Source organism: Arcanobacterium sp. S3PF19, assembly GCF_000758825.1.
Lineage (GTDB): Bacteria > Actinomycetota > Actinomycetes > Actinomycetales > Actinomycetaceae > Arcanobacterium_A.
Window position 1 is genome coordinate 137,366 of the sequence record NZ_JRMX01000015.1, and the last position, 22,723, is coordinate 160,088.

Annotated in this window: 16 protein-coding genes and 2 tRNA genes; 10 read left to right on the forward strand and 8 right to left on the reverse strand. The window is 56.3% G+C overall.

Going from position 1 to position 22,723, the window contains the following annotated elements:
* Positions 1-49: 49 nt before the first annotated feature.
* Genes hemE through HMPREF1631_RS06410 form a run of 6 tightly spaced genes read left to right on the forward strand, consistent with a single transcriptional unit; the run spans position 50 to position 6,737 of the window.
* Complete coding sequence (hemE, locus tag HMPREF1631_RS06385; protein ID WP_369794736.1) at positions 50-1,102, forward strand: uroporphyrinogen decarboxylase; 1,053 nt, start codon at positions 50-52, stop codon at positions 1,100-1,102.
* Positions 1,095-2,483, forward strand: a complete 1,389-nt coding sequence (locus HMPREF1631_RS06390; protein WP_034233721.1) for an NAD(P)/FAD-dependent oxidoreductase — start codon at positions 1,095-1,097, stop codon at positions 2,481-2,483. Before hemE ends, HMPREF1631_RS06390 begins: the two co-directional genes overlap by 8 nt.
* Entirely contained in the window at positions 2,483-3,544 is a 1,062-nt protein-coding gene (gene hemC, locus HMPREF1631_RS06395) for a hydroxymethylbilane synthase (protein ID WP_052047203.1), read from the forward strand. The genes HMPREF1631_RS06390 and hemC overlap by 1 nt, the downstream gene beginning before the upstream one ends.
* A 4-nt stretch (positions 3,545-3,548) precedes the next feature.
* A complete protein-coding gene (locus tag HMPREF1631_RS06400) occupies positions 3,549-4,253 on the forward strand; it encodes a uroporphyrinogen-III synthase (RefSeq protein ID WP_034233724.1) in 705 nt (234 codons plus the stop codon).
* A gap of 19 nt (positions 4,254-4,272) precedes the next feature.
* Positions 4,273-5,289 carry a porphobilinogen synthase gene (hemB, locus tag HMPREF1631_RS06405; RefSeq protein WP_084707540.1) on the forward strand — a complete coding sequence of 339 codons (1,017 nt, stop codon included), beginning with the start codon at positions 4,273-4,275 and terminating at the stop codon, positions 5,287-5,289.
* A gap of 44 nt (positions 5,290-5,333) precedes the next feature.
* Complete coding sequence (locus HMPREF1631_RS06410) at positions 5,334-6,737, forward strand: glutamate-1-semialdehyde 2,1-aminomutase (protein WP_034233727.1); 1,404 nt, start codon at positions 5,334-5,336, stop codon at positions 6,735-6,737.
* Positions 6,738-6,836: 99 nt separating this feature from the next.
* Here HMPREF1631_RS06410 and HMPREF1631_RS06415 read toward each other — a convergent pair whose 3' ends face one another.
* Positions 6,837-8,774 carry a potassium transporter Kup gene (locus HMPREF1631_RS06415; protein WP_198017389.1) on the reverse strand — a complete coding sequence of 646 codons (1,938 nt, stop codon included), beginning with the start codon at positions 8,772-8,774 and terminating at the stop codon, positions 6,837-6,839.
* 180 nt (positions 8,775-8,954) lie between these two features.
* On the opposite strand from HMPREF1631_RS06415, the gene valS reads away from it, so the two are divergent.
* Both valS and HMPREF1631_RS06425 read left to right on the forward strand, forming a co-directional pair.
* The gene (gene valS, locus HMPREF1631_RS06420; RefSeq protein ID WP_034233730.1) at positions 8,955-11,627 is read left to right on the forward strand and encodes a valine--tRNA ligase; all 2,673 of its coding nucleotides are present in this window, start codon (positions 8,955-8,957) and stop codon (positions 11,625-11,627) included.
* A 103-nt stretch (positions 11,628-11,730) separates the two neighbouring features.
* The gene (locus tag HMPREF1631_RS06425) at positions 11,731-13,563 is read left to right on the forward strand and encodes a long-chain fatty acid--CoA ligase (RefSeq protein ID WP_034233733.1); all 1,833 of its coding nucleotides are present in this window, start codon (positions 11,731-11,733) and stop codon (positions 13,561-13,563) included.
* A gap of 258 nt (positions 13,564-13,821) precedes the next feature.
* Here HMPREF1631_RS06425 and HMPREF1631_RS06430 read toward each other — a convergent pair whose 3' ends face one another.
* From HMPREF1631_RS06430 to tig, 5 genes are all read right to left on the reverse strand, one after another.
* Entirely contained in the window at positions 13,822-14,742 is a 921-nt protein-coding gene (locus tag HMPREF1631_RS06430) for a hypothetical protein (RefSeq protein ID WP_034233736.1), read from the reverse strand.
* A 158-nt stretch (positions 14,743-14,900) separates the two neighbouring features.
* Positions 14,901-16,178 carry an ATP-dependent Clp protease ATP-binding subunit ClpX gene (gene clpX / locus HMPREF1631_RS06435; protein ID WP_034233739.1) on the reverse strand — a complete coding sequence of 426 codons (1,278 nt, stop codon included), beginning with the start codon at positions 16,176-16,178 and terminating at the stop codon, positions 14,901-14,903.
* A 284-nt stretch (positions 16,179-16,462) separates the two neighbouring features.
* Complete coding sequence (locus HMPREF1631_RS06440; RefSeq protein ID WP_034233742.1) at positions 16,463-17,137, reverse strand: ATP-dependent Clp protease proteolytic subunit; 675 nt, start codon at positions 17,135-17,137, stop codon at positions 16,463-16,465.
* Positions 17,138-17,148: 11 nt separating this feature from the next.
* Positions 17,149-17,790 (reverse strand): ATP-dependent Clp protease proteolytic subunit, encoded by a 642-nt coding sequence (locus HMPREF1631_RS06445; protein ID WP_304412813.1) that lies wholly within the window; start codon positions 17,788-17,790, stop codon positions 17,149-17,151.
* 235 nt (positions 17,791-18,025) lie between these two features.
* Positions 18,026-19,618 (reverse strand): trigger factor, encoded by a 1,593-nt coding sequence (tig, locus tag HMPREF1631_RS06450; protein WP_084707555.1) that lies wholly within the window; start codon positions 19,616-19,618, stop codon positions 18,026-18,028.
* Positions 19,619-20,120: 502 nt separating this feature from the next.
* Here tig and HMPREF1631_RS06455 point away from each other — a divergent pair.
* Entirely contained in the window at positions 20,121-20,876 is a 756-nt protein-coding gene (locus tag HMPREF1631_RS06455; RefSeq protein WP_034233896.1) for a glycerophosphoryl diester phosphodiesterase, read from the forward strand.
* Between the two features lie 45 nt (positions 20,877-20,921).
* Here HMPREF1631_RS06455 and HMPREF1631_RS06460 read toward each other — a convergent pair.
* Positions 20,922-20,995 (reverse strand) — tRNA-Pro (locus HMPREF1631_RS06460).
* A 140-nt stretch (positions 20,996-21,135) separates the two neighbouring features.
* Here HMPREF1631_RS06460 and HMPREF1631_RS06465 point away from each other — a divergent pair.
* Positions 21,136-21,209, forward strand: a tRNA-Gly gene (locus tag HMPREF1631_RS06465).
* Between the two features lie 588 nt (positions 21,210-21,797).
* Here HMPREF1631_RS06465 and HMPREF1631_RS07180 read toward each other — a convergent pair.
* Positions 21,798-22,526 (reverse strand): hypothetical protein, encoded by a 729-nt coding sequence (locus HMPREF1631_RS07180; protein WP_198017390.1) that lies wholly within the window; start codon positions 22,524-22,526, stop codon positions 21,798-21,800.
* Positions 22,527-22,723: the final 197 nt, after the last annotated feature.

Genomic DNA, 22,723 nt, shown 5'->3' on the forward strand with positions numbered 1-22,723 from the left:
ACACCCGAAAAGTATCCGTCGGCGGAAAAAGTATGCAACAATGAATCCGATGTCTTGTTTTATTTCTGCCCTAAAAGGTTCGCGTTCTGCGGTTACGCCGGTCTGGTTTATGCGCCAGGCGGGCCGTTCCCTGCCGGAATACCGAAAAATACGCGGTAATATGCCCATGCTGGAAGCCTGCCTTACCCCGGAGCTGGCGGGGGAAATCACGGCTCAGCCGGTACGCCGCCACGGGGTGGACGCCGCCGTGTTTTTTAGCGACATCGTAGTCCCGATACGTCTGGCTGACGTGGATATCACAATCACTCCCGGAGTCGGTCCGACCCTTCCGCACGGATACGACACCCCGCAGGCGGTGGAGGAACTCATTTCCCGGCAAATCACGGACACCGACCCCGTCACGCAGGGAGTGCGCTGCGCGGCCGAAAAGGTTTCCGTCCCGGTTCTGGCTTTCGCGGGAGCGCCTTTCACGCTTGCCGCCTATCTGATCGAGGGACGTCCCACGAGAGACCATCTCGGAGCGCGTATTCTCATGCACGCCGACCCCAAACTTTTTTCCCGGCTGCTGAACTGGTGTGCCGAAATGTCAATCGCTTTTATCCGCGCACAGGTAAAGGGCGGCGCAAAGGCATACCAGCTCTTCGATTCCTGGGCCGGAGTGCTCAGCGCGGAAGACTACCGCAGACACTGCCTGCCCGCCACGCAAAAAATTCTGTGCACAGACTTCTCCGTGCCTTCCATTCATTTCGGCGTGGGAACGCAGCATCTTCTCCCGGCGATGGCACAAAACGCCGACTGCCTCGGCATCGATTTCAAAACGCCCCTTTCGCAGGCGGTCGCCCTCCTGCGCGAAAAATATGCTTCCCCGGGCGCACAGGAACGGAAAAAACCTGTCGTTGTACAGGGCAACATTGACCCGGCCATGCTCATGTGTCCGCCCGAAATTCTGCGCCCGCACCTGGATTCCGTTCTCGCCGCGGGCAGAAAAGCAGACGCGCACATTGTAAATCTGGGGCACGGAGTACCAAAAAACACCGACCCCGACGTACTGACAAAAATAGTCGAATACGTACATTCCCAAAAAACAGGTGAAAATGACTGACGCAATTATCATAGGCGGCGGAATCGCAGGTCTTTCGGCCGCATACCGCCTTTCCCTGCGCGGTATACGCTGCCGCGTTCTCGAAGCGCGCTCCCGGCTCGGCGGTCTCGTCGGCGCAGGCAGCGTAGGCGGAATAAAAATTGATCTGGGAGCCGAATCATACGCTCTGCGCAACGGGGAAATTTCGCGGCTGTGTTCCGAACTCGGCCTGACCATGAACTGCCCGCAGGGCAAATCCTGGATTTACCACAGCGGCGGCGCAACACCGATCGCCTACGGAATATGGGGAATCCCTGCCTCCTGGGACGACGGGGCATGGAGCGCGCTGACCGGCGAAGAATACGCCCGCGCCCGCATGGACGAAAATATGGCCACAGACAGAATCGGACGGATTTCCACACTTGCCGAACTGGTCCGGTGGCGCTGCGGACAGGCCATGCTGGAAAAAATGGTGGCGCCGATGGTCGGCTCAATCCATTCGGCTTCGCCGGAGAAAATCGGCATCGACGCAATAGCACCCGGTCTGCGGCAGGCCATAGAGGAAACAGGAAGTCTGATCCGCGGAGTGAAAAAACTGCGGGGCACAGACAAACCGAATCTGGCCCAGCCGGTGGGGGGAATGCATGTGCTGCACGAAACACTGGCGGAAAAACTGCGCGGGGCGGGAGAAACGCTCACAACCCGGATGAGCTGCGAAAAAATAATCGCGGAACCGGAAGGGGGATTCACCGTCACCGCACGGGAGACGGACGGGAGAAGCGAAGACGCCGACAGGCACACGCCGGGGCACACATTCGGCGCGGAAAAACTTATTCTGGCAACGGGATGGAAGAGCGCATGCAGACTTCTGCGCGGAGCATTCCCCGAGGCACCTTTGGATATTTCTTTCCCCGCAGACGCATCCCCGGTGGGAGTCACGGTTGTGCTGCGCAGCCGGGAACTGGACTGTGCACCGCGCGGATCCGGTCTGCTGGTCTCGGCAGATTCGCCGCTGCGTGCCAAAGCACTGACCCACTATTCGGAAAAATGGAAGTGGTGCGGAAACAGACTGCGTGCCCTGCACGGTCCGCATACACACGCCCTGCGCATATCATACGGCCGCGCCGGCGAGGAAGAGATTCTGCCCGATCTGCCCTCCGTTTTGCATGATGCATCCGCGCTGCTGCAGTGCACTCTGCGCGAAGATGACGTGATTGATTTCCGCACGGTCCGCTGGGGCAGGTCGCTGCTCTCCCATACGCCGCAGTATACCGCGGATATCGCACGGCTGATAGAATGGCAGTCCCGGATACCCAATTTTGCGGTTACGGGTGCGTGGATTGCCGGGACCGGCCTGGGAGCGGTGATTCCGCACGCACTGACGGTGGGAAGTGAACTGTAATGACACAGACTGTAAGAATCGGAACACGGCGCTCGGAGCTTGCCCTGGCGCAGGCGCGGCAGGTGGCCGCGGCTCTGGCCCGGCTGGGCGTGCGCAGCACAACGGTTGCGGTTACGTCTGCCGGGGATACTGCCCGCGAACCGCTTTCCAAACTGGGCACAGTGGGAGTATTTGCCGCCCGTCTGCGCACGGCGCTGCTGGAAAACGAATGCGACATTGCCGTGCACAGTTTCAAAGATCTCCCCACGCAAAAAATCCCGGGGTTGGAAACCGCCGCCGTGCCAAAACGGGAAACGGCCGCAGACGTGCTGGTCACAGCTTCGGGAGCGGAACTTGGCGATCTGAGGCAGGGAGCGAAAATCGGCACCGGTTCCCCGCGGCGCGCAGCGCAGCTCAAACGTCTGCGTCCGGATCTGCGGATTATGGATATCCGCGGCAATATCGGAACGCGCATTTCCCGTGTGCGCGGTCTGCATCCGCAGGCGGAAGGGGATCTGGACGCGGTTGTGCTGGCCCACGCGGGACTGATCCGTCTGGGAAGAACCGACATCCCCTCCCGCATTCTTCCGATCCTTCCCGCACCCGCCCAGGGCGCACTGGCCGTGGAGTGCCGTTCGCAGGACTGCCCCGCGCCGGAAAAAACGCATCCCCTTTCCCCCCTTGCCCGCGCACTGGAAAATCTCAACGATCCGGAATCAAATTTCAGCGCGTCCGCCGAACGGGCGGTCCTGGCCGGGCTGCAGGCGGGATGCGCCGCGCCCGTGGGTGCCGTATACGAAAACGGTATTTTGCGGGCAGGCGTGTTCTCCCCGGACGGTTCGTCCGCCCTGGAAGCCGAACTGCCGGCCGCCCAATACCCGCACGCCGGGGAACTCGGACTGGCTTTGGCCTCACTGCTGCTGGAACGGGGAGCGGAATCCGTCGCACCCCTGCACCTGAACAAAACGCGGCGCAGCGGCGGCAGCGGCGGCGATATTTCGCCTTTCGCCGGCAGCGCACTGTGGAGAGAGGAAAAACAGGATCCCACGGCCGCCGCAAACGATATTTCGGCAAAGTGGTGAAAAAATGCAGACCGTAGTCACCCAGCAGGAGGGCAGCCTCAGCCGCGGGCTGGAAAAACTGGGCATAAAAGTCACTGCCGCCCCTCTCCTGACTTTTCAGGGGCTTGCGTACAGTTTTCCGCCGCGGGCACCGGAAGCGCTGGCCGTCACTTCCCGCCGCACGCTCACTTTTCTCGGCTGTAACGGAAGGCAGCAGCTCATACGCTACAGCCAAAACGGCACGCTCTTTTTTGCCGTCGGCAGAAAAACAGAAAACGGGCTGGGTGAAATCGGGATCGGAACCCACATTCCCGCCGCACCCAACGCACAGTCCCTCAGCGAATCGGTTGCGCATCTGTTTCCGCGCCCCGCTGACCGGCGCGGAATTTTCTGGTGGCTTCCGGGATCGGAAAAAGCGCACAAAACACTGCTTTACGCATTAACCGAACTGGAATTTCCCGCCCGGGCCACGCCGGTCTACACTCCCCGGCCCGTAGCCGCGCTCCCCTGCGCCTACCGCAATGCCGAGTGCGTAATTGTTACTTCGGGCTCCGCCGGACGTGCCCTTGCCGGGTTCCTAAATTCGGAGTTTCGCGCACCGGGCGTTATTGCCCTCGGTGCCCAGACCGCCCGGGACTGCACGGACGCCGGACTGCACGTTGCCGCCCTGGCAGACACACCCGATGCCGCGGGAATAGCCCGCGCCCTGCGCTCTTTAAGCCAAAACTGAAAGGAAGCCAAAGATTATTATGAATACGGAAAACACACATGAATCCCGGCCGGCGCGGCGCCTTCCGATACGCCCCCGGCGTCTTCGGACCACCGCCGCAATGCGCTCGCTGGTTGCGGAAACCACCGTCAGCGCAAAACATCTTATTCTGCCCGCGTTTGTCCGCAGCGGTCAGAACGGACCGCAGGAAATAGGCACACTTCCCGGACAGTACCGGCACAGCCTGGATTCCGTGCGCCGCCTGGCCGCCCAATGCGCGGAAGCAGGAATCGGGGGAATCGATCTGTTTGGCATTCCGCTGCCCGAAGAGAAAGATGCCTGCGGCTCGCCTGCCCGCGACCCGCAGGGAATCCTGAACCGGGCGATTGCGGCGGTACGCGAAGAAGTCGGCGACGCTCTCGTGGTCTGCGCCGATACATGTCTGGATGAGTTTACCGACCACGGCCACTGCGGGGTAACGGACGAAAACGGTGTAGTCGACAACGACAAAACGGTCGCGCTTTACGCCGAAATGGCGGTATCGCAGGCACAGGCGGGAGCGCATATGGTCAGTCCCTCGGGAATGATGGACGGACAGGTGGCGGCAATCCGCGAAGCGCTGGACGAAAACGGGTTTACCGATGTATCCGTCATGGCATACTCGGCGAAATATGCCTCCGCTTTTTTCGGCCCTTTCCGCGAGGCGGTGGACTGCTGCCTGAAAGGCGACCGGAAAACGTATCAGCAGGATCCGGCAAACAGGCGGGAGGGAATCCGCGAAGCACTTCTCGACATCGCCGAGGGCGCGGATATCGTGATGGTCAAGCCCGCCTCGCATTATCTGGATGTAGTTTGCGAACTTGCCGGGCAAAGCCCGATTTCCGTAGCCGCGTATCAGGTGAGCGGAGAATACTCGATGGTTGAGGCAGCCGCGCAGCGGGGCTGGATCGACCGCGAACGGGCAGTCAGAGAATCGCTGACTGCCATTACCCGCGCCGGAGCGGATATTATTTTAACGTACTGGGCTTTGGAGTACGCGCAGACGATGCAGGCGTAACTGCCTCTGCGCACAATACAGCAACCGAAACAAAAGGAGCAGTTATGAAAACCTCTGCGCAGGCATTCGTGCAGGCACGGGCAGCAATCCCGGGAGGAGTCAATTCCCCGGTGCGCGCCTGGGCCGCAGTCGGCGGGGCACCGCTGTTTATCAGCCGGGCCCGGGGTGCATATATCACGGATATCGAGGGACGCGAATACGTGGATTTGGTCTGTACGTGGGGTCCTTCTCTTCTCGGGCATGCCCATCCGCAGGTTACCGCGGCCGTGCGGGAAGCGGCGGAACGCGGCCTGAGCTTTGGCGCGCCGCACGAAAACGAAACCGTTTTGGCAAACATGATTACCGCCCGTATGCCCCCGGCTTTCCGGATACGCATGGTTTCCACGGGAACCGAAGCAACAATGACCGCGATCCGTCTGGCACGCGCCGTCACCGGCCGGCCGTTTATCGTGAAATTTGCGGGATGCTACCACGGCCATTCCGATTCGCTGCTGGTTGCCGCGGGCAGCGGCGTCGCCACACAGGGACTGCCGGGCAGCGCGGGAGTAACCGCGGGCACAGCCGCAGATACGCTGGTTGTCCCCTACAACGACGAAGCCGCGCTGGAGCGCGTATTTGAAGAGTCCGGCGCGAAAATTGCGGCCGTAATCACTGAGTCCGCTCCGGCAAACATGGGCGTGATTACCCCGAAACCCGGATTTAACCGGTGTATCCGCCGGCTCACCCGGGAACACGGCGCACTGATGATCACCGACGAGGTTCTTACCGGTTTCCGCTGTTCGCCCGCGGGATACTGGGGACTGGAAGCAGGGTACGGGCCCGCTTCCCTTCCCGCTTATCTGCCCGCGGCGGCGATGCAGGGGGAAGAGGAACGCCGGCAGTGGCAGAAAACACAGCTGGCACAGGCCCAATACGTGCCCGATATTATCACTTTCGGAAAAATCGTGGGCGGAGGAATGCCTTTGGCCGCTCTGGGCGGAGCGCCGGAAATCATGGACCGTCTTGCCCCCGTCGGTGACGTGTATCAGGCAGGTACGCTTTCCGGAAATCCGCTTGCCGCGGCGGCGGGCATCGCCACGCTGAAATATGCGGACGAAGCGGTGTACAGAGCGGTCGACAGCGCAGCCGAACAGCTGACCGAAGGGCTGGGCGCCGAATTTGACCGCGCCTCGGTTCCCTTCCGCATTAATCGTGCGGGAAGTCTGTTCAGCGTGTTTTTCGGCAGGGAACCGGCGGAAAACGGCGTGGAAAATTATGCACAGGCCCGGGCGCAGAATACTGCGGCATATACGGCTTTCTTCCACGCCATGCTCGACGGCGGTGTGTATCTGCCGCCGTCGTGCTTTGAAGCGTGGTTTGTTTCCGCCCGGCATACGCCGCAGGTTCTCGACCGAATTTTCGCCGCTCTTCCCAATGCGGTAAACGCCGTAAAAAAGGCACTCGGCTGACCTCAAATACGGCAGGCACGCTTTCGCGCACAAAATAACACAGCCGAAGAAGCAGTCCGGGGCCGCAGACACGCTGCGGCCCCGGACGCACCTTTTTGGTTACAGGTAGATGGATCCGCCGATAATGGCGGTTCTGCTGCGCGGCAGACGCATCACGTCCACACGCTGGGTGGCGTTGCGGATCAGAAACATAAACAGCGAACGGCGCCACATCAGATACCAGGGCACCTGATCGGATTTTTGCAGTTCCAGCACCGAGACAAAATAACGTGCCTGATCTTCGCGAAACACAAATTCGGCGTCCGGGTTGCTGCACAGGCGCAGATTATAGGGAATATCAATTGTGTCGTTAAACCCGAGACTGATTGTGATATCAAAAAGTTTCTGCTCGTGGCGGCCGAAGCGTTCCACACTCACCCGCTGCGCGTGGCGCACGTGCGGGATATTGAGCACTTTTACGTGCACAAGCACGATCTGTTCGTGCGTGCATTGGTTGAAACGCAGATTTTCCTTCAGACCGATCGGCACCGTGCCTCTGTTTTCGTGCAGGTAAATTGCCTGGCCGGGAAGCCTGCGCACTTCCTTTTCGCGCAGTGTTTTCAGCAGCGTGCGCATATTGATTTCAATTTCGCTGCGTCTGTCGCGCACGGCGCGCACACCCCAAATCCATGTCGCCATGACCAGGAGAAATACCGAGGCGATCAGAATCGGAAGCCAGCCGCCCGTCGGAATTTTCTGCACATTTGCCGAAAAATAGGAAATTTCCAGACTCAGAATTATGCACAGCATCGGAATAATCCGCACCCAACTCCACCTCAGAACATGCCGCGCAAAGAGGAAGAAGAGCGTGGTGGTCAGAAGTTCCGTACCCGTAACCGCCAAACCGTAGGCATGGGAGAGTGCATCGGAAGACTTAAAACCGATAATCAGCACGCCCACCCCGATGGCCAGCAGCACGTTAATCGCGGGCACATAAATCTGCCCGCCTTCGGATTTGGAAGTGTGCAAAATCCTCATTCTGGGCAGAAAACCGAGGTTAAGAGCCTGGGCCGTGACCGAAAACGCTCCGGAGATTACGGCCTGGGAGGCGATTACCGTAGCCAGTGTGGCCAGCACGATCACGGGCAGACGCAGACCTTCCGGCACAAGATAGAAGAACGGTGCGTCAACGGCTGTGGGATGTTCCAAAATCAGTGCCGCCTGCCCCAGATAATTCAGCGCCAGACAGGGCAGAACCATCATAAACCACGCACGGGCAATCGGAGTGCGCCCGAAATGCCCCATATCGGCATACAGCGCCTCCGCGCCGGTGATTGCCAGCACCGCCGCACCGAGCACACCGAATGTAAGGAGCGGGTGCTGCCACACAAAACCGAGCGCATACGTGGGCAGCAGCGCGCTCAGAATCCCGGGGTTGGCATATATATGCGGAACACCGAGCGCGGCAAGCGTCAGGAACCACAGTGCCATAATCGGCCCGAACGCCCGCCCCACAAGTGACGTGCCAAATCTTTGGATTCCAAACAGAAATGCCAAAATTACCAGCGAAACCGGCACTATCAGCCGCTGTGCGTCCGGATAAACGGTTTCCAGCCCCTCCACCGCGCTCATCACCGACATCGCTGGGGTAATCATGGAATCGCCGAAAAACAGAGCCGCTCCCACGAGTCCCAAAACTGTCACAATTTTAAAGCCCGTTTTCACCAGTGTCTTGCGCAGCAGTGCGGTCAGCGCCAAAATTCCGCCTTCGCCGTCGTTGTCGGCGCGCATTACAAGGAGCACATATTTAAATGACACGATAATCATTACCGACCACAGCAGCAGGGACAGTATTCCGTATACGCCTTCCTGCGTGGGGACTACGGAATGATTGTCGAAAGTGAAAATCGAACGCATCGCATACAGAGGAGAAGTTCCGATATCCCCGTATACCACACCGAGCGCAGCCAGAGAAAGACCCGCCCGGGCTTTCCGGGAAACCGGTTCATGCCGTTCAAATACCTTTTTCCCATGCGTTTTAGCGCTGTTTGCGCGCATCTGAAACTTTAGCACGAGGAATACAATATCCCCCCACCCCATGGGTAATACCAGTCTTTTTGCTATCTTTTCGGTCACATTCGGTAAAAAATGAGTATTTTTGTCTCAAAATAGGCGTGATACACGCCACTACATACATGATTATTACGCTAATCACCGCAAACGTGAAACAATAAATTCATGACTGAAAATATAAAATCCGCATTGCTCGATCACACCGAGGTTCCGGAAAGAGCCGCCCTGGAAGGATTGGAAAACCGCTGGGGGCAGGCATGGGCCGACGGTGGCACATACACATTCAACCGCAACAGCGACCGTAAATCCGTATATTCGATTGACACACCGCCCCCGACCGTTTCGGGTTCACTGCACGTCGGTCACGTTTTCAGCTATACGCACACGGATATTGTCGCCCGCTACAGGCGTATGTGCGGATACAACGTATTTTATCCGATGGGATGGGACGACAACGGTCTGCCCACCGAACGCCGTGTACAAAATTATTACGGGGTGCGCTGCGATCCCTCCCTGCCCTACGAGCCCAATTTCGTTCCCCCGCACAGCGGCGACGGAAAATCAATCAAATACGCAGATCAGATGCCTATTTCACGGCGCAATTTCATCGAACTGTGCCAACAGCTCACCAAAGAAGACGAAAAACAGTTTGAGAATCTGTGGCGCCGTCTCGGTCTTTCCGTTGACTGGTCGGAGCATTATCAGACAATCGGCACAAAAGCACAGAAGGTGGCACAGGCGGCATTTCTGCGCAATCTCAGCCGCGGCGAGGCCTACCAGGCCGAGGCTCCCGGGCTGTGGGACGTAACATTTCAAACGGCAGTGGCACAGGCGGAACTGGAATCGCGCGACTACCCCGGCCACTATCACGCGCTTGCTTTCCATGCCGAAGACGGATCGGACGTAATTATCGAGACCACACGCCCGGAGCTCCTTCCCGCATGCGTTGCCCTGATCGCACATCCGGAGGACGAACGCTACCGCCACCTTTTCGGAACAACCGTCACCTCTCCGATTTTCGGCGTGAAACTTCCGGTTCTTGCCCACCGCGCCGCGGAAATCGACAAGGGCGCGGGAATCGCCATGTGCTGTACTTTCGGCGACGTAACCGACGTGCAGTGGTGGCGGGAACTGAATCTTCCGATGCGCTGCGTACTGGGCAAAGACGGACGTCTGCTGCGCGAGACACCGTCGTGGATCACATCCGAATCCGGACTCGAAATGTATGCCCTGATGGCAGGAAAAACCACCTTCTCCGCGCGCAAAGCGCTGGTGGAAAAACTGCGCGAAACAGGGGAACTGCACGGCGAGCCGACACCCACAATGCGTAAAACAAACTTCTTTGAAAAAGGCGACAAGCCTCTGGAAATCGTCACTTCCCGTCAGTGGTACATCCGCAACGGAGGCAACCCCTATCCCGAGAAAAACGGAAAAGAGCTGCGCGAAAATCTGCTTGCCCGCGGGCAGGAACTGCGCTTCCATCCCGATTTCATGAAAGTACGCTACAACAATTGGGTGGAGGGGCTGAATTCCGACTGGCTCATTTCCCGCCAGCGTTTCTTCGGCGTGCCTCTTCCGCTGTGGTACAGAATCAAAGAAAACGGGGACGTGGATTACGACGATGTACTTACCCCATCCGAAGACCGGCTGCCGGTGGATCCGTCTTCCGACTGCCCGCCGGGATTCTCCGAGTCCGCGCGGGACTGCCCGGGCGGATTTACCGCGGAAATAGATATTATGGACACCTGGGCCACTTCTTCGCTCACGCCGCAGATTGCGGGCGGATGGCTGCACGACGAAGATCTGTTTTCCAAAGTCTATCCGATGGATCTGCGCCCCCAGGGACAGGACATCATCCGTACCTGGCTGTTTTCCACGATGGTTCGCGCCCATCTTGAATTCGGCGCAATTCCGTGGAAACACGCGGCAATCTCGGGATGGATTCTCGACCCGGACCACAAGAAAATGTCGAAGTCCAAAGGCAATGTGGTTACGCCCATGGGACTGCTGGAAAAGCACGGTTCCGATGCCGTGCGCTACTGGGCCGCTTCCGCGCGCCTGGGCACCGATGCGGCATTCGACGAACAGCAGATGAAAATCGGACGCCGTCTGGCGCTGAAGGTTCTCAACGGCTCAAAGTTTGCATTCCGCGCGGGCGGGGAAAACGCTCCCGTGGTTTTGGATCCCCGGCTCGTCACCTGCGAGACGGACCGGTCCATGCTGGCAGAGCTGGCGAAGGTGATTACCCGCGCAACGCAGGCACTGGAAGATTACGACCACACGCGGGCACTGGAAGTTACGGAAACCTGTTTCTGGACGTTCTGCGACGATTATCTGGAACTGGTGAAGGCGCGTGCCACAGACAGGGACGGCGCACTTGCGGCTGCGGGAAAGAACGGGCAGATTGTTTCGGCACGCGTGGCCCTGAATCTGGCGGTCGACGTTTTCGTCCGCCTGCTTGCCCCCGTACTTCCCTACGCCACCGAGGAGGTGTGGTCCTGGTACCGCACCGGTTCGGTACACCGCGCACCCTGGCCCAAAGCCTCCGAGCTCGCCGACGCCGTGGGGAACACCTCCGAAGATGTGCTGCACGCGGCATCGGAGGCATTGCGCGCGCTGCGGAAGATAAAAACGGAGGCAAAGGTCAGCCAGCGTACCCCTTACTCCAATGTGACGGTGCAGGCCCCGAAGGAGCTTCTCGGACTGCTTGAATCGGCACGCGGGGATCTGACCGCCGCCGCTTCCGTGACCGGCCAACTGCGGTTTGTCGGCGCAGAAGATGCCGACTCGCCTGTGCAGGTAACGGATTTTACGCTTATTGAAACACCGAAACGGTGAATCGGGCGGGGCTGAAAATGAGTTTCGGCCCCGCTTTTTCATTCACAGTCGGTTTTTTCGTCTATACTTAGATAATCGGTCCGGAAGAAACGAAGGGAGCTCAATGAGCGACTATATTGAAGAACCGGGAATATCCTATACACCGGGAAAGATCGAGATTCCCGACACCCTAAGCGTACCCGGGCTGCTGCTGCAGATGGCCGAACGCACGCCGAAAAAAGTAGCCGTGGAGCGCAAAGCCGAAGTTTCCGGGCAGTGGGTGAAGGTCACTTTCAAACAGTTTCTGTTTGAAATTCGCCAGGTGGCACGGGGCCTGATCGCATCCGGGATTAAACCGGGCGACAATGTGGCAATTATGGCACACACTTCCTATGAGTGGACGCTGTTTGATTTCGCCATTCAGTTTGCCGGCGCCCGGGCAATTCCCATCTACGAAACATCGTCCACGGAGCAGGCGGAATGGATTATCACCAACTCCGAAATTGTGGCTGCGGTGGTAGAGGATCCGATGATGCGCGCGATTCTCGATCCGGTGTTTAAGAAGGAACGCAGATTTAAGCAGACATGGGTTATTTCCGACGACGCTCAGGGCAAGTTAAGCAGACTCGGGGAGACTGTGGACGATTCCCTCCCGGATAAACTGGTTGCGGCACAGAAAGCCGACGATCTGTGGACGATTATTTACACTTCCGGCACTACCGGTAAACCAAAAGGCGTGGAGCTTACGCACCGCAACGTCCTGCATGTGGCGATGAACGGTGTAACGAATGAGGAGCTGATGAAGATTTTGGGCGGAAAGGAAGCCCGTACGCTTCTCTTTCTGCCGATGGCGCACGTGTTTGCCAGATTCATCAACATCACCGTAATGTACGGCGGAAACGTGGTGGGATACAGCCCGAACATCAAAAACCTGGTGGCAGATTTCCGCTCTTTCCGGCCCACTCTGGTTTTGGCCGTACCGCGGGTGTTTGAAAAACTGTACAACGCTGCCGACGCCAAAGCGGGCAGGGGTTTAAAGCTCAAGGTGTTCAGGCATTTTGCAAAAGTGGCGATTAACTATTCCCGCGCTCTGGACACCAAGGAAGGCCCCTCGGCGAAGCTGAAGGCACAGCACCGATTGGGAGACCGTGCCCTGTACGGGCGTTTGCGCGAAATCACGGGCGGCAGAATGCACTACGCCATTTCGGGCGGCGCGCCTTTGGGAGAACGGCTGGGGCATTTTTTCCGCGGCGCGGGGATAACTGTGTTTGAGGGCTACGGTCTGACCGAAACTTCTGCACCCACGACCGTGAACCGCCCGGGCAATATCGCGATCGGATCGGTCGGCCAGGCATATCCCGGCTGCTATCTGAAAATTGACGACGACGGGGAACTTCTCGTCAAAGGAGATCACGTTTTCCGGGCATACCACAACAGCCCCAAAGAGACAAAGGAAGCATTCACGGAAGACGGATGGTTCCGCACGGGCGATATCGGCAGAATTGACGAAAATGATTTCGTGTGGATTACCGGGCGCAAGAAAGAACTGATCGTAACCGCCGGCGGAAAGAATGTTGCTCCCGCCATTTTGGAAGACAACCTGCGCGGGCATCCCCTGATTTCCCAGGTAGTTGTGGTCGGCGACAAGAAACCGTTTATTGCCGCCCTGATAACGCTGGACGCGGAGGCACTTCCGCAGTGGCTGGAAAACCACGAGTTGGAGCCAATGACGCTTTCCCAGGCGATCACCGATCCGCAGATCGTCGCCGCCGTGGACCGCGCGGTGAAGTATGCGAACCGCACGGTCTCGCGGGCGGAATCGATTCGTAAGTTTGTGATTCTTCCGGGTGATTTTACGGTGACTAACGGTTACCTGACACCGTCGATGAAGGTCCGCCGCGCGAATGTGATCGCCGATTTTGCCGATGAGATTGCCGGGATCTACGGTGAAAAGTAATTAGAACACAATAATTCGGGTGCCTCTGCCAAAACAGCGCAGAGGCACCCTTTTCTTATAAGCTCCCGTCCGTTTCGGGCAACCAAACGGACAGATGTGGGTTCCTGAGGGCACATCTGTCCGCCCGGTTGCCCGAAATGAACACCCCAATTCGGCACACACCCAAAATCCCCGCGGAACGGAACAAAACGGAACAAAAAGTTTCCCCGGCGCAACGCGCCGGGGAAACCCCACCCAAAATCAAATTACAGAATCAAGTCAGTGTGCACGACGACGCAGGAACGTACCCGCACCGGCAGCAGCACCTCCGAGACCGAGAACCAAGGCCACACCAATACCGGTCTTGGGGAGCTTGCCCTTCTTATTTTTGGCAGCCTTCTCCGCAACAGTCTTCTTATCCTTAGCAGACTTCTTGTCTGCATCGGACTTCTTATCCGCAGGCGTATTGGCTGCGTCCGGCTTCTTATTGGGATCGACAGTCGGCGTCGTGGGATTGGCAGTGGTGCCGGCAGGCTTTACTCTTGCATCGACATCCGAAAGCTGTACCCGCTCACCCGGCTTAAGAGCACTGTTCAGCATCGCAAGCAAATTTGCCACGGAAGACTTCTTGGAAGCACGAATCTGCTTCGCAAGGAAATTCTTCCCCAAAGCTTCTGCCTTCAATGCCAGCGCTTCCTTCACCTCAGCATCATTCGTGCCTTTGGCGACAGCAACCTTTCCGCGTGTAAGATACGAATTCAGCTGCTTCTGAGCGTCAAAAATGGTGATCTGACCGGCCAGAACTTTATCGGCAAGCGCCTTGTCGGCGATCTTGTCCATAATCAGCTTTGCCATCTTTTCCCGCTCGGCCTTCACCAAAGCTTCTTCTGTCTTCTTCTTCTTCAGCTCGCACGAGTTGTAACCGGTATCGCCGGACTTAATGCCCTCGCAGACATCCTTTTTCTCCTCAGCGGGCTTTACAGGCTTCTTGGCAGGTGCCTTAAGTTTGGCAATTTCCGCTTCCAGAGCTTTGCACTGTGCAGGTCCGATGATATTATCATCAACACAGTTGACCTGGTACCTGTGTTCCAGCACAGACAAATCCTGCTTACCCGCATCCGCACCAAATGCGGTTGCGGGAACTACAACGGCGGAAAGCGCGAGTGCCCCAACCGACACTCCGGAAAATAATTTCTTCATTTTCTCTCCCGTTAATTATGTGTTTGTTAACGACACTAAGGAATCTACCCCCCCCCCCCGCAACGTTTGTCAAGAGAAAAAAGAAAAGATTGTGAAAATTGATAAAAATGTTACTTAAGAAAATATAACTTCGCCACACCGGGCACATTTATGAATAATTACGCCTGCTTCTGCCGCTCCGCAAACACAAACTGCGGCTCGGCTTCCTTTCTGACCACGTCGCCGGAAATCAAAACGGCACTGATATCGCTGCGCGAAGGAATATCAAACATCAGCTCACGCAGCAAATCTTCCAAAATGGAGCGCAGCCCGCGCGCACCCGTGCCGCGGGCAATCGCCTCCCGCGCGATTTCGCGCAGCGCATCGTCGCTCAGCTTCAGATCCACACCGTCCAACGCAAACATTTTCCGGTACTGTTTCAGCAACGCATTGCGCGGCTTTGTGAGAATAGCCACCAAATCGTCTTCGGTCAGCGCCTCCACATTGGCGATAATCGGAAGCCTCCCCACAAGTTCCGGAATTAAACCGAATTTATGCAGATCTTCGGGAGTTACGTCTTTGAAAATATCGTCGGAATCCAAAGCATGATGCAGCTGCGCCCCAAATCCGATCCCGCGTTTGCCCACACGGCTTGAAACAATATCTTCCATTCCCGCGAAAGCACCCGCCAGGATGAAAAGCACATTGGACGTGTCAATCTGCAAAAACTCCTGCTGCGGATGCTTACGCCCGCCGGCAGGCGGCACAGAAGCCACCGTCCCTTCAATAATTTTCAGCAGAGCCTGCTGTACGCCTTCCCCGGATACGTCCCTGGTAATCGACGGATTCTCGGACTTACGCGAAATCTTGTCTATCTCGTCGATGTAAATAATCCCTTTTTGGGCGCGCGCGATATCATCTCCCGCCGCCTGAATCAGCTTCAGCAGGATATTCTCCACGTCTTCACCCACATATCCGGCTTCCGTGAGCGCCGTGGCGTCCGCAATCGCAAAAGGCACGTCGAGCATTTTCGCCAGAGACTGGGCAAGGTAGGTTTTTCCCGTGCCCGTGGGACCCATCAGCAGGATATTCGATTTACCAATCTCAACATCGTCGCCGTGATCCTTTTTCCCCTTTGCCGCCGACGCATTTTCGAGCGCACGCACCCGCTTGTAATGGTTATACACGGCAACGGCCAAAGTGCGTTTTGCCGTTTCCTGGCCCACAACGTATTCGTCAAGAAATTTGCAGATCTCCCTGGGAGTCGGCAGCTTCTCCTCTTTCGCTTTTTTCTCCGCTTCGCCGCCCAGCTCTTCCTCAATGATTTCATTGCACAGTTCAACGCATTCGTCGCAGATATACACCCCGGAGCCGGTAATCAGCTTCCGCACCTGACGCTGGCTCTTATTGCAGAAAGAACACTTCAGAATATCTGCGGCATCGGCAGTGGGAACCATTTAGCAATCCGCCTTTCCGCAATATCCTGCCCGGATAATGCATCGTCCGTAAAAATCTATAAGATATGTTACCCCGAAGCGCGAGGCATGCGGGCATGAAACACCGCGATATCCCGCGCGTACAAACGCTGCCCACAGTGCGCAGGCTCAGCCGTAAACACCGCCAAAGAGCAGACGGCCCGTAAACGGCAAACACAGCACCACACGCCAAAAAACGCCGGGCGAAGAAACGGAACGGGAAGGAGAACGCACCCGGTGCCCCCTCCCGCACACAGACTCAGCGGTTATTTCTGTTCGGGCACGGATTTCCTGGAAACCAGCACCTGATCCACAAGCCCGTATTCTTTTGCCTGCTGCGCAGTAAGAATTTTATCCCGGGAAATATCCTTTTCCACCTGCTGCGCACTCATCTTGGAATGCAGGGCGATCGTGTCGATAAGCCACCGGTTCATCCGGTCGATCTCATCGGCCACAATCGCAATATCGGACGCCTGACCCTGCACGCCCTCCATGGCGGGCTGATGGATCAGCACCCGGGCATTGGGCAGCGCAAGACGCCTGCCGGGGGCACCTGCGGCAAGCAGAACCGCTGCCGCCGACGCCGCCTGACCCAGACACACCGTCTGAATCTGCGGCTTAATGTACTGCATGGTGTCGTAAATAGCCGTCAGCGCCGTAAACGAGCCTCCCGGAGAATTGATATACATCGTAATCGGAGATTCCGGATCTATGGATTCCAACACCAACAGCTGCGCCATAATATCATCGGCAGACGCGTCGTCCACCTGCACACCCAGAAAAACGATCCGGTCTTCGAAGAGTTTTGCGTAAGGATCCTGACGCTTGTACCCGTAGGGCGTCCGCTCTTCGAAATTCGGAAGAATATAACGGCTTTCCGGGATTCGGGGAGCTGTTCCCCCGGGAAGTGAAAAACCGGAATTATGCAGATTCAAATTCATTGTTTACCCTCTCAGTTCCGTTCTTCCGACGCGTCGGCAACTCCCATACCGCCGCCGCCGATCACCGAAGATGCGGTGGTGATAATATGATCGGCAAAACCGTACTCCACTGCCTCTTTCGCCGTAAACCAGTGGTCACGGTCGGAATCGGCAATAATCTGCTCCACCGTCTTTCCCGTGTGCAAAGCGTTCAATTCCGAAAGTTCCTGTTTCATCTGCAGAATCAAATCCGCGTTAATCCTAATTTCCGTTGCCGTACCGCCGGCACCCCCGAGAGGCTGATGCATAAGCACCCGTGTATGCGGAGTAATATAACGCTTCCCCTTCGCGCCTGCGGAGAGCAAAAACTGACCCATAGACGCGGCAAGGCCCATTCCCACGGTAGCCACATCCGGCTTAATGTATTCCATGGTGTCAAAAATTGCCATGCCGGCCGTGACGGATCCGCCGGGAGAATTGATATACAGGTATATGTCTTTTTGCGGATCTTCTGCCGCAAGCAGCAGAAGCTGCGCACAGATCATATTTGCGTTTTCGTCTTTTACCTGATCTCCGAGCCAGATAATCCGTTCTTTAAGCAAACGGTTGTAGATAGAATCCCCCAAGCCCAAACCGCCTGCGGTTTCGGCTGCCAGCTGTGGCCGTGTCGTCACAAGTGCTCCTTAATATCTCGGTTGTTTCCCGTAAATCCGTCTTTGGCGCAGTCTCGGTGCGTGGCCTGCGCCCACTTCTATCAGAATATCGCGAAGTTCCCCATTTTTCCGCTTCCGTCTTCGTCTTTCGCTCACGGCAGAGATCGGCGGAACCGGAAAAACAGGGAAAGAGAACGCAAAACGGGTGGGGCAGGCAAGAAAATACGCCCACCCCACCCGGGAAGAAGAATTTCGGTCAGCCCTGATAGTTAATCAAAGCATCCTTCGTCATTTTCTTTGCTTCTGCCTCCGTAAGCTCTCCGGTGGCAACACGGTACGCCACCCATTCGCCCTTCAGGGCAGACTTGGCGGGCGCTGCCGGAGTGTCTGCGCTCTGCGCTGCGGCGGCCTTCTTGCCCTTTGCCGCTTTGACCGGTTTTTCCGCCTTTTGCGGCTCTCCGGCTCGGGCAGTCTTGCCCGCTTTGGCGGCCGGCTTGGCCTTCTTTGCCGCAGGATTGATCTTGCGCGTCTTCGGCAGATTAAACTCGGGCACTTTTTCGTTCTCGGGAGCTTCACCCAAAGCCGATACCACATCCACTTCATTGCCCTTGTCGTCCACTACCTTAGCCAGACGCATTGCGGCAATCACGGCCTTGTTCCGCGCAAGCTCACCGGCGAATGCAGGCAGCTGGTTCGACTGTGCGGCAGCCTGAATGAACTGATTCGGGTCCATTCCGTACATCTTCGCCTGCTGCATCAAGAAGTTGAGCAGATCTTCCCGGCCCACTTCCACGCCGAAACCCTCGGCATAGGCGTCCAGAAGAAGCTGCAGTCTCAGCTGCTTTTCCACATCCTTACGGGCTTCTTCCGCGTGGTCTTTATCCTCGCTCTTGCCTTCCTGCTCCAGATGCGCGGCCACTTCTTCGTCGACGACGCTTTGCGGCAGCGGGAACTCCGCCAGTCCCAGCAGTTCTTCGATCAGTTTCTGCTCCGCTTCAAAAATCTGCCCGTCAACCTTGGATTTTGCGGCGTTTTTCCGCAAATCGTCACGCAGAAGATCAATCGTGTCAAATTCCGAAGCCAGCTGGGCAAATTCGTCATCCGCATCCGGAAGAACGGATTCTTTTACCGAGTGGACGGTAACGGTTACGGCCGCTTCCTCTCCCTTGTGCTCTCCGCCGGCAAGCTTGGAGGTAAATTCGACAACGTCGCCGCTCTTTGCCCCGGTAAGCGCGGCGTCCTGCCCTTCCAGCATATTTCCGTCGCCGATACGGTAAGACACGCCCGACATATCGTCAACCTGCTTGCCGTCGATCGTGGCCACAAGATCGATATTCACATAATCGCCCTTTTTCGCTTTCCTGTTTACGTCGGTCAGCGTGGCAAAACGCTCCCGCAAATCTGTCAGTGCCGTTTCAACTTCGTCATCGGTCACTTCGCCCGCAGGGACTTCAATTTTCACCGCACCCGGATCGGGAAGCGAAATCTCCGGACGGATATCCACCTCCACCGTGAACTTCAGAGCCGTGCTGTCTTCGGCGCCTTTCATTTCCGGCACTTCGTCAATTGCCACTTCGGGACGGGACATCGGAGAAATCCCGAACTCCGCGGCAGCATCTCTGTAATAGGAATCGAGGCTGTCGTTAATCGCCTGTTCGATAATGTAGCCCTTGCCGATACGCGATTCGAGCACGCGGCGCGGAGCCTTACCGGGGCGGAAACCCGGGATATTCACCTGTTTCGCAACTTTTTTCGCGGCTTTCTCGTATGCCGGGCGGAAATCTGCCGCCGATACTGCCACTTCCAGCTTGGCACGGGTCTCACTTAAGTAGTCAACGGAATTCTTCACTGAGATTTCTCCACTCATGAGGTCTGAAAGGCGGTCGCCCGCCGTTGTTGTCTTCTGAACGTCGATGACGCACGCATATGTGCGCATTCGTTATGCCCAGAACTGGTCTATGCACTCATAGGTACACATATACTGTTTAATCGTAGAACAAAAACACACATTTTTATGCATTATTCAAAATGAAAGTGGACACAGTCGGGATCTATGCCCGCTTCGCCCCGCCGGGCAGGGGTTTCCGCCCATCTTCCGGGCCCGCGCCCCGCCGGGCGCCCGCGGGCGGGCAGCTGTGCCCGCCCTGCCGGCGGCGGCACAGATTACACCGGACGGGCAATACAGATTACGCCGGCTGTTTCGCGCAAATGTGCGAAACGGAAAACAAAACACTGCGGAAGTACCCGCCATGCACTACCATAAATAATTGTTCCGGCCGGAGCGGCGGGCACCGAATACGGCGAAATGCGAAGACGTATCGGGCCGCACCGGACACAGAGAGGAAAGAACAATGGCGGACTGCACTTTAATGGCTCACCGCGGACTGAACACGCTTGCGCCGGAAAATACTTTCAGCGCTTTTCGAGCTGCTTTGGACAACGGAATCAACTGGATTGAAACCGATGTGGACGCATTGGGAGACGGCACTCCCATCATTATCCACGACACCGCACTGGACCGCACAACAAACCGTTTTGGAAGTTATTACGATTTGAATGCCTCGGATTTACCGCAGCTGGACGCCGGGTCCTGGTTCAGTCCGAAATTTGCCGGCGAGCCCGTGCCGACACTGCGCGGACTTATCCGATTCATGAACGAAAAAGAGCTGAATGCCAATATCGAGATTAAATCGAACGAACAGGGCAAAAAAGAAACGCTGCGTTTGATCGACAACATCATTTCGGAACTGGAAGAGCTCAGCCCGTCCCGAAAAGTTATTGTTTCTTCTTTCAACCATGTGCTGCTGCATATTTTTAAACAGCGGGCCCCGAAGCTTCCCGTCGGCTGCCTCTACGAAACGGCGGCTCTTTACGACGACTGGAAATCCGTTCTGGAACTGGTGGGCGCCGACTATATTCACCCGGAAGACGATTTTCTGACGGCGTGGCGTGTGGAAAAAATCCATCGGGCGGGATTCGGAATCAACGCCTGGACAGTCGACAGCCCGGGGCGCGCGAATCAGCTTGCCAATTGGGGCGTAGACGGGATTATTTCCAACGTACCGCATATTATGAAGGGTATTTCCGGGGCAAAAAGCGCGAAATAGCCGGCAGGCGGAGTACAAGGGACTGTCCGCCCAAAAACGGTCCGGTCGGGGTAGCGGGATTTGAACCCACGGCCTTCCGCTCCCAAAGCGGACGCGCTACCAAGCTGCGCCATACCCCGTGCTCAATAAATAGTAAACTAAGCCATTATGCTTTCCAAACCGATTTTTTCCGATGAGTGCCAAATCACGCCTGTTTGCACTCAAACACATTTTATTTTGAAGCCGATTCCTGCTAAACTCGTTTAGCGGTGAAAGCACTGCGAGTGTAGCTTAATGGTAAAGCCTCTGCCTTCCAAGCAGATGACGCGGGTTCGATTCCCGTCACTCGCTCCACTTAGACGTCGGATTTGATAAGTACCCATTTGCGTTCGCGATTTTGCGTTGCGGCTGTGCCGGCTTAGCGAATGTGGATATTCACTGCGGGCGGAAAATCTAGTCGCTATTAAATTTTGAAGCGCACCGGGTTTCCCATTCCCCGATTTTTGGAGGAGTGACGTTACATACATAATCGGAATAAAAGAGAGGAAGCTCGTCACTTCAGGGTTCGGTTCATCATGAAGAAGCCTGTGCAAACCATGATCGGTGGCCTTCTTTCAATAACAGCTATGGGTGCCTCCACAGTGGAAACACCCATAGCTTTAGCACGAACAACAGACTCTCACCTTGATATACTGGTGGTGTAGCCTGTATCGTATTTCATCGCGAAAACAACGATCTGATCATGATTTCCTGTTTTGATCAGGTGGTTGAATATCGGTTTCACTTTCCTGGGTTACCAGATGTCCAATCAGAGCCACCGCACACAAAACGCCTCCGATCTTTCTGGTATCAACCCAAAAATTAAGAATTATCAATGCTAATCCGAGGATTCCTATTACGAAACTAATTTTTCGTACCTTTTTTTTCATTCGCACTCTATTCTTACTCGAAGCAAGCATCATAAACAATCCCTAGGTTAAAGAGTTCGATCAAAGTACGTTGAGCTTTTGGTCCAGCCTTTTTTGCAGCCCGCCTAACGGCCCGCGAAACTGCAGTCTTAAATGGTACTTTTGCTCTCCGCTGTGCATCGTAAACACGCTTGAAGGTCTTTACAAACTTAGTTACACCACCGGCAGCTTTCAGAGCCGTACGGATTTTCGTAATCTTAAAGATTGGAAGGTTTGTCACGATAGCAAGACCGATAGCACTAACACAACCGACTACTCCAAAAGTGGAAATGCCACCTGACTCTGAGTGAAATCCATCTCCCAGTCGCGTTTTGAGCCAAGATTGTGCTGCAGCATCTCCGGCTTGAAGGACACTATCAGGAATCTCTTCAATTGCTTTAAAAACAGCTAATAGCTGATCCTCCGATATTACAGGGGCCGGTGTGGTGTGTTGTGTGCCGTGAGAAATTTGCTGAGACAATGGCGTGGACTCGCTAAGCGGCGTGGCATTAGCTACTCCGCCAAACACTAATGACAACGCAATTGCGCAGACACTTGCAGTTGTCAGTTTCGCAAATTTTCGAAGATTCACGGACTTCGTTCCTTTCATCGTGCCGTGTTGCCTGACGGCGGGTAGTGCAGCCGGGGAATCTGGGCTGCAGCCCCCTCTTAGAGATAAGAAAAATGTTAAGTTATGAAAACTCTTGCCGTCAATAGTTTTCATAAAAATTTCACAACACCAATAGGCCGCGTGACTCGTACACCGACCGGCCCGTATCCGCGCCGCCGCCTCGGCGTGTTCTGTCTTTAGCCATCAAGTCCTCACAATGTTGCAGCATTTGCGCCGGTCAAGCAGGTGGCAACCGTCGGTAGCCGGTAGGAAATCTCGCGTAGCCATGTGATCGCCTGCGTCTGCCTCCG

Excerpts from the sequence above, each read along its gene's own strand:
- hemE (WP_369794736.1), top strand. The coding sequence starts at position 50 with ATGTCTTGTTTTATTTCTGCCCTAAAAGGTTCGCGTTCTGCGGTTACG.
- HMPREF1631_RS06390 (WP_034233721.1), top strand. The coding sequence starts at position 1,095 with ATGACTGACGCAATTATCATAGGCGGCGGAATCGCAGGTCTTTCGGCC.
- hemC (WP_052047203.1), top strand. The coding sequence starts at position 2,483 with ATGACACAGACTGTAAGAATCGGAACACGGCGCTCGGAGCTTGCCCTG.
- HMPREF1631_RS06400 (WP_034233724.1), top strand. The coding sequence starts at position 3,549 with ATGCAGACCGTAGTCACCCAGCAGGAGGGCAGCCTCAGCCGCGGGCTG.
- hemB (WP_084707540.1), top strand. The coding sequence starts at position 4,273 with ATGAATACGGAAAACACACATGAATCCCGGCCGGCGCGGCGCCTTCCG.
- HMPREF1631_RS06410 (WP_034233727.1), top strand. The coding sequence starts at position 5,334 with ATGAAAACCTCTGCGCAGGCATTCGTGCAGGCACGGGCAGCAATCCCG.
- HMPREF1631_RS06415 (WP_198017389.1), bottom strand. The coding sequence starts at position 8,774 with ATGCGCGCAAACAGCGCTAAAACGCATGGGAAAAAGGTATTTGAACGG.
- valS (WP_034233730.1), top strand. The coding sequence starts at position 8,955 with ATGACTGAAAATATAAAATCCGCATTGCTCGATCACACCGAGGTTCCG.
- HMPREF1631_RS06425 (WP_034233733.1), top strand. The coding sequence starts at position 11,731 with ATGAGCGACTATATTGAAGAACCGGGAATATCCTATACACCGGGAAAG.
- HMPREF1631_RS06430 (WP_034233736.1), bottom strand. The coding sequence starts at position 14,742 with ATGAAGAAATTATTTTCCGGAGTGTCGGTTGGGGCACTCGCGCTTTCC.
- clpX (WP_034233739.1), bottom strand. The coding sequence starts at position 16,178 with ATGGTTCCCACTGCCGATGCCGCAGATATTCTGAAGTGTTCTTTCTGC.
- HMPREF1631_RS06440 (WP_034233742.1), bottom strand. The coding sequence starts at position 17,137 with ATGAATTTGAATCTGCATAATTCCGGTTTTTCACTTCCCGGGGGAACA.
- HMPREF1631_RS06455 (WP_034233896.1), top strand. The coding sequence starts at position 20,121 with ATGGCGGACTGCACTTTAATGGCTCACCGCGGACTGAACACGCTTGCG.
- HMPREF1631_RS07180 (WP_198017390.1), bottom strand. The coding sequence starts at position 22,526 with ATGAAAACTATTGACGGCAAGAGTTTTCATAACTTAACATTTTTCTTA.